General features: G+C 66.6%; 9 protein-coding genes, 3 tRNA genes and 1 pseudogene. 9 read left to right on the forward strand and 4 right to left on the reverse strand.

The genetic code is table 11. From position 1 onward, the window contains the following. Positions 1-391, reverse strand: a pseudogene (locus tag RWX45_RS01220) (hypothetical protein); the annotation flags it as partial. Positions 392-579: 188 nt separating this feature from the next. Here RWX45_RS01220 and RWX45_RS01225 point away from each other — a divergent pair. From RWX45_RS01225 to RWX45_RS01255, 7 genes are all read left to right on the forward strand, one after another. Then, positions 580-933 (forward strand): PadR family transcriptional regulator, encoded by a 354-nt coding sequence (locus tag RWX45_RS01225; protein ID WP_316021973.1) that lies wholly within the window; start codon positions 580-582, stop codon positions 931-933. A gap of 100 nt (positions 934-1033) precedes the next feature. Next, a complete protein-coding gene (locus tag RWX45_RS01230; RefSeq protein WP_316021974.1) occupies positions 1034-2110 on the forward strand; it encodes a permease prefix domain 1-containing protein in 1077 nt (358 codons plus the stop codon). A 429-nt stretch (positions 2111-2539) separates the two neighbouring features. Continuing rightward, a complete protein-coding gene (locus tag RWX45_RS01235; protein ID WP_316021975.1) occupies positions 2540-3826 on the forward strand; it encodes an ABC transporter substrate-binding protein in 1287 nt (428 codons plus the stop codon). 177 nt (positions 3827-4003) lie between these two features. After that, positions 4004-5011, forward strand: a complete 1008-nt coding sequence (locus RWX45_RS01240; RefSeq protein ID WP_316021976.1) for a sugar ABC transporter permease — start codon at positions 4004-4006, stop codon at positions 5009-5011. Beyond that, the gene (locus tag RWX45_RS01245) at positions 5011-5943 is read left to right on the forward strand and encodes a carbohydrate ABC transporter permease (protein WP_316021977.1); all 933 of its coding nucleotides are present in this window, start codon (positions 5011-5013) and stop codon (positions 5941-5943) included. Before RWX45_RS01240 ends, RWX45_RS01245 begins: the two co-directional genes overlap by 1 nt. After that, positions 5940-7376 carry a GH1 family beta-glucosidase gene (locus tag RWX45_RS01250; protein ID WP_316021978.1) on the forward strand — a complete coding sequence of 479 codons (1437 nt, stop codon included), beginning with the start codon at positions 5940-5942 and terminating at the stop codon, positions 7374-7376. Before RWX45_RS01245 ends, RWX45_RS01250 begins: the two co-directional genes overlap by 4 nt. 19 nt (positions 7377-7395) lie before the next feature. Then, a complete protein-coding gene (locus RWX45_RS01255) occupies positions 7396-8409 on the forward strand; it encodes a LacI family DNA-binding transcriptional regulator (protein WP_316021979.1) in 1014 nt (337 codons plus the stop codon). A gap of 177 nt (positions 8410-8586) precedes the next feature. On the opposite strand, the gene RWX45_RS01260 is transcribed toward RWX45_RS01255, so the two are convergent. The 3 genes from RWX45_RS01260 to RWX45_RS01270 form a co-directional block, all read right to left on the reverse strand. After that, a tRNA-Phe gene (locus RWX45_RS01260) sits at positions 8587-8659 on the reverse strand. Positions 8660-8706: 47 nt separating this feature from the next. Further along, positions 8707-8780 (reverse strand) — tRNA-Asp (locus RWX45_RS01265). A gap of 24 nt (positions 8781-8804) precedes the next feature. Next, positions 8805-8877: transfer RNA gene (locus RWX45_RS01270), tRNA-Glu, on the reverse strand. Positions 8878-9061: 184 nt separating this feature from the next. Between RWX45_RS01270 and RWX45_RS01275 the strand changes: the two genes are divergently transcribed. Both RWX45_RS01275 and RWX45_RS01280 read left to right on the forward strand, forming a co-directional pair. Further along, positions 9062-9451 carry a metallopeptidase family protein gene (locus RWX45_RS01275; RefSeq protein ID WP_316021980.1) on the forward strand — a complete coding sequence of 130 codons (390 nt, stop codon included), beginning with the start codon at positions 9062-9064 and terminating at the stop codon, positions 9449-9451. A gap of 147 nt (positions 9452-9598) precedes the next feature. Then, a partial coding sequence (locus RWX45_RS01280; protein WP_316021981.1) for an ABC transporter transmembrane domain-containing protein occupies positions 9599-10309 on the forward strand: 711 nt, incomplete at its 3' end.

The following is a 10309-nucleotide window of genomic DNA, read 5'->3' on the forward strand; positions in this document are numbered from 1 at the left end:
AGACCGCACAGTCCCCGCCGATGGTGAGGATGCGTTCGGTCTCGGGGTGGGAGTCGATGGCCCGCAGGGCGGCGTCGATGCCGGCCAAGACGGCGCTGCGCGACTCGATTCCGCCGGTGGAGCCCTCCGGACCGTCGGGGCCGGCGAGTTCGGTGAGTTCCACGGGGACGTTCTCGGTGGGGCCGACGGCGGCCGGGAGCACGGCCGCCAGGGCGCGGGCGCCGGCGACGTAGCCGCGGCGGGCGATCTGGACGGGCAGTTCCGGGACGAGCAAGCCCGCGTTGTCATAGCCGGCGCCCTGCCACTGCGGCCAGATCAGGCGCAGGGTGGCGGGGTCGTCAAGCGGCGGGTAGGAGGGGAGGAATCCGGGAATCGGCGGCGTTGCGCTCATGGCTCCCACCATAGGAGGCGGCGCGTGTGCGGTCGAGGGAGGCAGCGCCTGTCGGCCAGAGAGGACAGAGAGGCAACACTCGTTAATACGCTAGACATACTATGTCTGTCGTAGTACGTTAGGCGTACACACCTTCGCGGCGACGGTCCACCACCGCCGTCATCACCACCGCCCCGGGAGGAGCGCTCATGATCAGCGCCGACGCTATTCGCGGCTACATCGACCTCATCGTGCTCACTCTCTTGAGCGACCACCCCTCATACGCCTACGAGCTCGCCAAGACGATCACCGAGGTGGCCGACGGGCAGTACACAATCAAGCAGACCACGCTGTACTCCGCCCTCAAGCGCCTGGAGTCGGCGGGGCTGGTCGCCTCCTTCGCAGACACCAGCGAGTCGGGCAAGCCCCGCACCTACTACCGCCTCACCGACGCCGGCACCGGCCACCTGGCGGACAAGCTCACCGAGTGGGAGGACACCAAAACCCTTATCGACCGCTTCGCCCAACGCGCTCAAGGCCGAGAAAACCTTGAAGGGACCTGAACAAGACGGGCCTCCCAACCACAAGCCTTCAACTCCACGACAAGCAGCGCTCCCGAACCCACCCAAGCAGAACCGTCCCGCAGCCCAAGGAGCTACCCCGATGGACACCATCAACACCTTCCTCGAAGCCATGTTCGCCCCCTACCCCGCTACCGCGCGCCTGCTGGAGGCCAAGTGCGAATTGCAGGCCATGATGGAGGACGCCTACGCGGACGCCGTCGCCTCCGGGAAGTCGCACAACGAGGCGGTCGGATCGGTGATCACCGACTTCGGCAATCTGGAGGAACTGGCACCCGTACTCGGGATCCTGCCGGATATCCGCAGCGCCGGCGCGCAGGGCAGCACCGACTCCGCCGCCGATGCCGAGGCCGCCTCCGGCACAGGGCCGACGGAGTACCCCACCGTCACACTGCCGCAGGCGCAGGCCCTCGCCGAAGCTCGGCGCAACACCGCCACCATGCTCGGCAACGGAGTGGCCCTGTGCGTGCTCGCGGCAGTGCCGTTGTTCCTAGCTCTCGGCCTGTCACGTCCCGACAACCATGCGGGGATCACCCAATTGAGCGAGGACCAGGCCACAGCTATCGGCATTCCGATCACCTTGATCATGGTGGCAGCGGCCGTAGCCCTGCTCATCCGTCGCCACCGAGCCTTCACTGGCCTGACCCACCTCATTGAAGGACAGTTCACCCGCGATCCGCTCGTATCCGCCTGGGCCGCGCGACTGCGTTTGGAGCATGAGCCAGCCCGCAGCCGGGCCCTGGCGATCGCCGTCGGGCTGTGGATCGTTTCTCCGATCCCCCTGCTGAGTGCCGCCTTCTTGTTCGAGAATTCAGACCTCGACAACGCCTCATTGCTGGGGCTGGTCCTCAGCCTCATCATGGTTGCGGCCGGACTCAAGATTTACCTGCCGGCCGCTTGGGCCGCCATGACACATGAGACCATCACCGACAAGGGTCGCCCCGCCGATGCCCCGCCCACCTGGCAGAACCCCAAGGACATGCCGTTCACCGAGGCTATCGCCGGCCCCTACTGGACCATCTGCGTGGTCATCTTCTTGGCATCCTCCTTCGTCTCCTCCGAATGGGGCATCACCTGGATGATCTGGCCGATCGCAGCCGTCCTCTTCGCAGCCATCGCCGCCGGCGAGGCCGGCTGGCGCTCCTGGCGCTCCCGCTGACAGTCCCCGCGCACACCGGAGCAACTCACCGCCACCGCTGGGGCCGCACTCCGGCGTCAGCCCGATCACCGCGAGCGAACTCCCCGCCCGAGCAGCACGCGGCACATCAAGATCCACCCGGCCGGCGCCCGGCCAGGTCGCACGAACTCGGAGAGGCTCCGCACATCACCGCCGCACGCGTTCTGGAGGGCTGCAGGTATCCGATACCCGCAGCCCTCCAGAACGCGTGCGCAGCAGCAGCCCGGCGCCCGTTGCCGATCAGGGTGGCGCATGCGCAGGGCCAAGCGGGTAGACGCGGCGGCGAGAATGTGCCATGATTAACACACCCCTTGAGAGCGCTCTCATCGAACGTTGGCCATACGGAGAGCGCTCTCAACCGAACACTGCGGTGCACTGTCGCGCCGTGTATCCCACAACAAAGGAGTCATCGTGTTCAAGAAGCAGGCCATGGCCGGCCTCAGCGTCCTCGCCGTCGGCGCGCTAGCCCTCGCCGGCTGCGGCTCAGGAGGCTCCGAGTCCTCCAGCACGGACGCGGACGGCCAGATCACCCTCACCATCGCCACGTTCAACGAGTTCGGTTACGACAACCTCCTCGACGAGTACATGGAGCTCAACCCCAACATCAAGGTGGTTGAGAAGAAGGCGGCCACCTCCAACGAGGCCCGCGACAACATGAACACTCGCCTCGCCGCAGGCTCGGGCCTGGCCGACGTCGAAGCCATCGAGATGGACTGGCTGCCCGAGCTCATGCAGTACTCCGACCAGTTCGTCGACCTGTCCTCCGACTCGGTCGAAGGACGCTGGCCGGACTTCAAGACCGCCCCCGCCACCACGGCCGACGGTCAGCTCATCGGCTACGGCACCGACGCCGGCCCCGAGGCCGTCTGCTACCGCGCCGACCTGTTCGAGAAGGCCGGACTGCCCACCGACCGCGACGAAGTCGCCACCCTCCTGGAGGGCGACTGGGACAACTACTTCGAGGTCGGTAAGCAGTTCGTCGACGCTACCGGTATCCCCTGGTACGACGGCGCTACCGGCACCTACCAGGGCATGCTCAACCAGATCGAGAACCCCTTCGAGAACGACGACGACACCGTCATGCCGCTGGAGTCCAACGACACGATCCACAACACCTACAACACCATCCTCGACCAGTCCGAGGCCGGCCTGTCTGCGGGTCTGTCCCAGTGGAGCGAGGACTGGGTCAACGCCTTCCAGAATGACGGCTTCGCCACCATGCTCTGCCCGCCGTGGATGCTCGGCGTGGTTGAGGGCAACGCCGCGGGCGTCGAGGGCTGGGACGTAGCCCCGGTCTTCCCCGGCGGCGGCGGCAACTGGGGCGGCTCCTACCTGACCGTTCCGGTCCAGGGCGAGCACCCGGAAGAGGCAAAGGCCCTGGCGGACTGGCTCACCGCTCCCGAGCAGCAGATCAAGGCGTTCCAGACCAAGGGCAACTTCCCCTCCCAGGTTGAGGCCCTCGACGACCCCGCGCTGCTGGAGTACACCAACGAGTTCTTCAACGACGCCCCAATCGGCCAGATCTACTCCGACATGTCCAAGAAGATCGAGATCTCCCCGTACAAGGGCACGAACTTCTTCGCCATCACCACCGTCGTCACCGACGCACTCACCCGCGTGGACGTTGATGGCACCGATGACGCCGATTCCTCCTGGGACAAGGCGCTCAGCGAGTTCGACCAGCTCGGACTCGAGTAGCACCCACTCCCGCACCCTCACGGTCGTGGCGCGGCCTGGCACCGCGGGCCGCGCCACGACCGTGTTCCGACTCCGTCCCGGAAAGGACTGGCAATGACGTCAATAGCAACCCCGACGAGGGCCACTGGCCAGTCCTCGTCCGCGCCCTCACCAACGCCCTCACGACGACGCGTACCGATGTCCCGGCGCGACCGGCTGGGCAAGCTCGATTTCAAACTCTCCCCGTACTTGTACGTCGCCCCGTTCTTCATCGTCTTCGCCATCACCGGCCTGTATCCGCTGCTGTACACGGCCTGGGTCTCTTTCCACAAGTGGCACCTCATCGGCGGCGACCAGGGCTTCAACGGCGTGGACAACTACGTCTCCGTGGTGCAGCAGCCCACCTTCTGGATCGCTCTGCGCAACACCTTCTCGATCTTCCTGCTCTCCAGCGTCCCGCAGATCATCGCCGCGATTCTCATCGCCTACGTCCTCAACACCAACCTGCGCGCCAAGACCTTCTGGCGCATGGGCGTGCTCCTGCCCTACGTCGTCGCCCCCGTCGCCGTCTCAATCATTTTCTCCAAGTTGTTTGCCGACCAGTCCGGGATGGTCAATGCTCTCCTCGGCCATATCGGGGTCAATGCGATCGGCTGGCACTCCTCGGCCTTCTGGTCCCACATCGCCATTGCGAACATGGTCAACTTCCGCTGGACCGGCTACAACGCCCTCATCATCCTGGCGGCCATGCAGGCCATCCCCAACGAGCTTTACGAAGCCGCCACGGTTGACGGCGCCGGTCGCATGCGCCAGTTCTGGTCGATCACCATCCCTCAGCTGCGTTCGACGATCATGTTCGTCGTCATCAACTCCACCATCGGCGGTCTGCAGATCTTCGACGAGCCGCGCATGTTCGACACCATGGGCAACGGCGGGGCCGACAACCAGTGGCTGACGCTCACCATGTACCTGTACCAGCTGGGTTGGGGCCCGCAGAAGAGCTTCGGGCGGGCATCGGCGGTTGCCTGGATCCTCTTCCTCATCATCCTGCTGTTCGCCGCCCTCAGCTTCATGCTCACCCGGCGCATTTCGTCCTCCGGCACCACACCGACCAAAACCCCGCGCCGTCGTCGCCCCGAGCGGGCCCGCGCCGCCGTCCCGGACCGCGCCGCCGCCCGCCGTACCACCTCGGAAGGAGCCCTGTGATGAGCCGTAACGAGCCGTCGCTGGCCATGATTGAGCAGACCGCCGGCAAGGGAGCCGCACGCGCCGCCGCCCGCCGTCGCGCCAAGCAGAACCACAAGGGATTCGGGCCGGACCGCCGACCGGGGCCGGTCGGGTACATCTTCCTCATCGCCGTGGTCCTCATCAGCGCCTACCCGCTGTACTTCGCCTTCCTGCTGGCTACCTCCAACGCCGCCGAGATCGCCAAGCACCCCATTCCCTCGCTCATTCCCAAGGGCGAGCTCATCGACAACATCACCCGTGTCATCAACTCCGGCATCGACCTGTGGGGGGCCTTCTTCAACTCCCTGATCGTTTCCGGTGTGGTGTCCTTGTCGGTGGTCTTTTTCTCCACGTTGGCCGGCTATTCCTTCTCCAAGCTCCGCTTCCGCGGGCGCGACGGTCTGCTCACCTTCGTCATCGCCACCATGGCCGTACCCGCACAGCTGGGTGTGGTGCCGCTGTTCATCGTCATGTCCAAGCTGGGGTGGACCGGCGAACTGGTCGCCGTCATCGTGCCGGCCATGGTCTCCGCCTTCGGAGTGTTCTGGATGACCCAGTACATTCGCGATGCTCTGCCCTACGAGCTCATTGAGGCCGCGCGGGTCGACGGCGCCTCCATGTTCCGCACCTTCTGGTCCGTAGCCCTGCCTGCCGCCCGCCCGGCCGCGGCCATGCTGGCCCTGTTCACCTTCGTTGGCTCGTGGACCAACTTCTTTTGGCCCTTCATCGTGCTGGGGGCGAAGAATCCGACCCTGCCGGTCGCCCTGCAGCTGCTGCAGGCCTCCTACTTCAAGGACTACTCGCTGATTATGGCGGGCGTGGTCGTCGCCACCGTGCCGCTGCTGATCCTGTTCGTCGCCGCCGGTCGCCAGTTGGTCTCCGGCATCATGCAAGGAGCTGTCAAGGGATGACCGCAATTACTTTCCCCCCGGGATTCCGCTGGGGCGTGGCCACAGCCGCGGCACAGGTCGAGGGCGGTGCCCACGCGGACGGCAAGGGCGACTCCATCTGGGATGTCCTGTGCCGCCGCCCCGGCGCCATCGACGACGCCTCGAATATTGACGTGGCCTGCGACCACTACCACCGAGTCGACGACGACGTCGCCCTCATCAAACAGCTGGGCTACCCCACCTATCGCTTCTCGGTGTCCTGGGCCCGAGTCATGCCCGATGGGCGCACGCTCAACGAGCGGGGCCTGGACTTCTACGAGCATCTGGTCGATGCGCTGCGCGAAGCCGGAATCGAACCGTGGCTCACCCTCTATCACTGGGATCTGCCGCAGCCCCTGCAGGAGGAGGGTGGTTGGACCGTCCGTTCCACCGCCGTCGCCTTCGCCGACTACGCGCGCGCCGTATACGACCGGCTGGGCGGCAAGGTAGACATCTGGACCACCCTCAATGAGCCGTGGTGCTCTTCCTTCCTGTCCTACGCGGGCGCCGAACATGCGCCGGCCGTCAATGAACCGGCCCAGGCGGTGGCGGCAGTCCACCACCTCATGCTGGGCCATGGGCTGGCGGTACGGGCGCTGCGCGCAGCTGCAGCGGACGCCGGCCGCAGCCCGCGCATCGGTATCACGCTGAACTTCTCCCCCGTCCACGCCGCTGACCCGGCCAGCCCCGCCGACCGCGACGCCGCCCGCCGGGTGGATGGCACCCAGAACCGGCTATTCCTGGAGGCGATAGTGCGCGGGGCGTACCCGCCCGACGTCGTGGCGGATATGGCCACCTGGGCGGACATCCACACCTGGGTGCGCGACGGCGACCTGGAGGCGATCAGTGAGCCGATCGACGTACTGGGGGTCAACTTCTACAACGGCCAGACTGTGGCCGGTCCCGAACCCGGCCTGTTGTTCGGCGGGCCGGATGCGGGTGCGGGCCCCTCGGCGAATGTCGGCTCGGAGAACGTTCGAAACATTCCCCAGGACCTGCCGGTCACGGACATGGGCTGGCAGGTGGAACCCCAGGACCTGCACGACCTCCTGGTCAGGCTGGACCGCGAATACACCTCCACGGCAGGCCCGGAGGGGACCGGCATTCCGCTGGTCATCACGGAGAATGGCGCCGCCTACCGCGACGAGCCTGACGCCAACGGTCGCGTGGAGGACCTCGACCGCCTGAGCTACATCCGCGACCATCTTGTGGCCGTTCATGCCGCGATCGTCGACGGCGCCCGCGTGGAGGGCTACCTGGTGTGGTCCCTCATGGACAACTTCGAGTGGGCCCGCGGCTACACCAAACGCTTTGGCATCGTGCGCGTGGACTACGACACGCTTAAACGCACCCCCAAGGCCTCGGCCGACTGGTTCTCCGCCGTCGTGCGGAACAACGGCTTCGAGCTGGACTAACAAACACACGGAGGTTGTCATGCGCATGCCCGGGAGGGCCACGCTTGAAGACGTGGCCCGAGCCGCCGGAGTCTCCAGGGCCACCGCTTCGCGCGTGGTCCGTGGAGACGCCGGGGTCACCGCGAAGAAAACGAAGGCGGTGCAAGCCGCCGTGGCCTCGCTCGGGTACATCCCCAACTCGGCGGCTCGGGCCCTGGTCTCGCACCGCACCGGCACCATCGCCGTCATCATCCCCGAGCCGGACCAGATGATCTTCTCCGACCCGTTCCTCACCCGGACGGTCCAGGCGATCTCACGCGACCTCGACGCCGTCGATATCCAGCTCGTCATGGCCTTCGCTGATCGGGCAGGTCACGGGCGCCGCACCGCGAAGTACCTGCGCAACGGATCGGTCGACGGCGCGATCGTCATCTCGCACCACCGCTTCAGCGGGCAGGTGGAGGCCTTCATGAGCGCCCAGATCCCGGTGGTGTTCATCGGCCGCCCGGTCGCTCGGGATACGCCCGGGTCCTGGGTGGACCTGGACAATATCAGCGCCGGCAGGATTGCCGCAGAGCGTCTGCTCGCATGCGGCGTGCGGCGCCCGGCGATCATCACCGGTCCTCTGGATATGGTCGCCGCACACGACCGCCTGCAAGGGTTCCGCGAGGTGATGGGCCGAGAGGGAATCGACCCGGTCTTGCTGGAGGGGGCGTTCACCGCCGACTCCGGGCGTGCCGCCGGTGAAGCGCTCGCCCCGCGCATCGAGTCCGGCGAAGTCGATGGTGTTTTCTCCTCCTCGGACCTCATGGGGTTGGAGGCCATGGCGGCGTGGCAGGCGCGAGGGCTACGCGTGCCCGAAGACGTCCGGCTCGTGTCCTGCGACAACAGCCCGGAGGCGGCGACGGCAAACCCGCCTCTGACCTCCATTGAGAATCCCAGCGACGTCCTCGCCGGCGCCGCAATTGAGATGCTGCAGCAGATCCTGGACGAGACCTGGGACGGGCAGCCGGTGCTGGTGCCGGCCCGCCTCGTGGTGCGGCAGTCCTGCTGAGGCACGCGCCCGCCGACCGTCTACGCAGCGCGTGTGGTCTCCATCCCCGATCGTTGGTCCGGGCGTGCGCTGCTTCACCGCCCCTCCCAGAGCGCATAGGCGCATCACCGAGGGCGCACAATCGGAGTAAACAGCGCGAAGCCCCCGGGACCTTGTGGGTCCCAGGGGCTATCGCCGTGGCTCCGACCGGCGTCGATCCGGTGACCTTTCGATTTTCAGTCGAACGCTCTACCAACTGAGCTACAGAGCCGAGAGGCGCAATCGCTCAGCCGTTTCCGACTGAGCGACTCGCATCCGCGACCTCGACGGGACTTGAACCCGCGACCTCCGCCGTGACAGGGCGGCGCGCTAACCAACTGCGCCACGAGGCCAATATTCATCACTAACGTGAATCGTACCCCCAACGGGATTCGAACCCGTGCTACCGCCGTGAAAGGGCGGGGTCCTAGGCCGCTAGACGATGGGGGCCCGGTGCCCTTGGCGTCGTCGCGCCTCGAACCGGGATGTACGGTATGGGGCCAGGGGCGGCTGGCGCAAATCTTTTGCGAGTGAGCCTGCTCACCAGCAATCCAGTCACTCGCACGAACGGCGTCATCGCAACGAATTCCGGGTGTAGCCCGACCCGGCTGCGAACTCGTGGCAGGCTCTTCCCATGACCCCAACCCATCTGGACCCCGACGAGTTCGAGGCGGCCGTTGCCGATGCGCTGGATGCCATCCCGCAGGAGCTGGCCGCCCAGATGGACAATGTGGTCGTGCTCGTCCAGGACGAGCCGGATCCCGACATGCTCTCCGAATCCGACTATGACGCCAACGGCCAACCCACCCTGCTCGGGCTGTACGACGGTGTGCCACTGACCGAACGCGACGACAGCTGGTCGCTGGTTCTGCCCGACCGCATCCTCATCTTCCAGGGGCCCCTGGAACGCTGGTGCGATTCCCGCAAGGAACTGACCGAACAGGTGACAATCACCGTCATTCACGAGGTCGCCCACCACTTCGGCATCTCCGATGCCCGTCTCCACGAGCTCGGCTGGCAGTGACCGGCGACCGATGAATGGCGGACGCGCCCGGCAGCTCAACCAGCATCGCCGCGCGCGACGCCCGGACTATTTCCCTGTTCGACGCGGGTCTTCCCACACCGTTCCGGTGGTGTCCCAGGACCGCCTGCCGTTAGCCTCATTGTCACCATGCTGCGTCCCGCAACCACCCGCCGGCTCCTGCCGCGGCCAGATGATCCGCTCCCCCAGCCACCCACCGACGCCTCACCCTTGAGGCTGCTGCGCTGGCTCCTTGGGCGCGCTCTGGGGCCGCTCGCCGTGGCCACCACGGCCGCGATCATCTCCAGCATCATTCAGGCGATTGTGCCCTCCTTCCTCGGGGCGGCCCTGGACGCCGGAATCGAGCACGGCCTCAACCCCCGCGTCTGGGCCATCGCTTTGACGCTGCTGGGGCTGTTCCTCGTGTACGCGGTCGGGGACACCATGCTGTCCTATTTCCGCATCCACGCGTGGATGCGGATCAACTTCGACATTGACCGCCTCGTCGGCCGGCAGGTGTCGACCACCGGCTCTGCCCTGTCCCGCCAGGTCTCCGCCGGCGAGGTCGCCGCTATCGTGGCCTCCGACGCGCAGTACGTCGCCAACTTCGCCGAGCGGCTGCCGGAACTCATCGGCGCAGCCTGCGCCTTCCTCGTCGTCGCCGTCATCATGCTCACCACCTCGGTGCGGCTGGGGATCATCATCCTGGTGGGGATGCCGCTGGTGGCATGGGCGATCACGCCCATCATTCGGCCGTTGCAACGCCGCCAGTCGGTCCAGCGCGAGGCCCAGTCGCAGGTCACCACCATCACCACCGACACGGTGGCGGGTCTGCGGATCCTGCGCGGCATCGGCGGGGAG

Source organism: Actinomyces sp. MRS3W (assembly GCF_032465695.1).
In the GTDB taxonomy this organism is placed as follows: Bacteria; Actinomycetota; Actinomycetes; order Actinomycetales; family Actinomycetaceae; genus Actinomyces.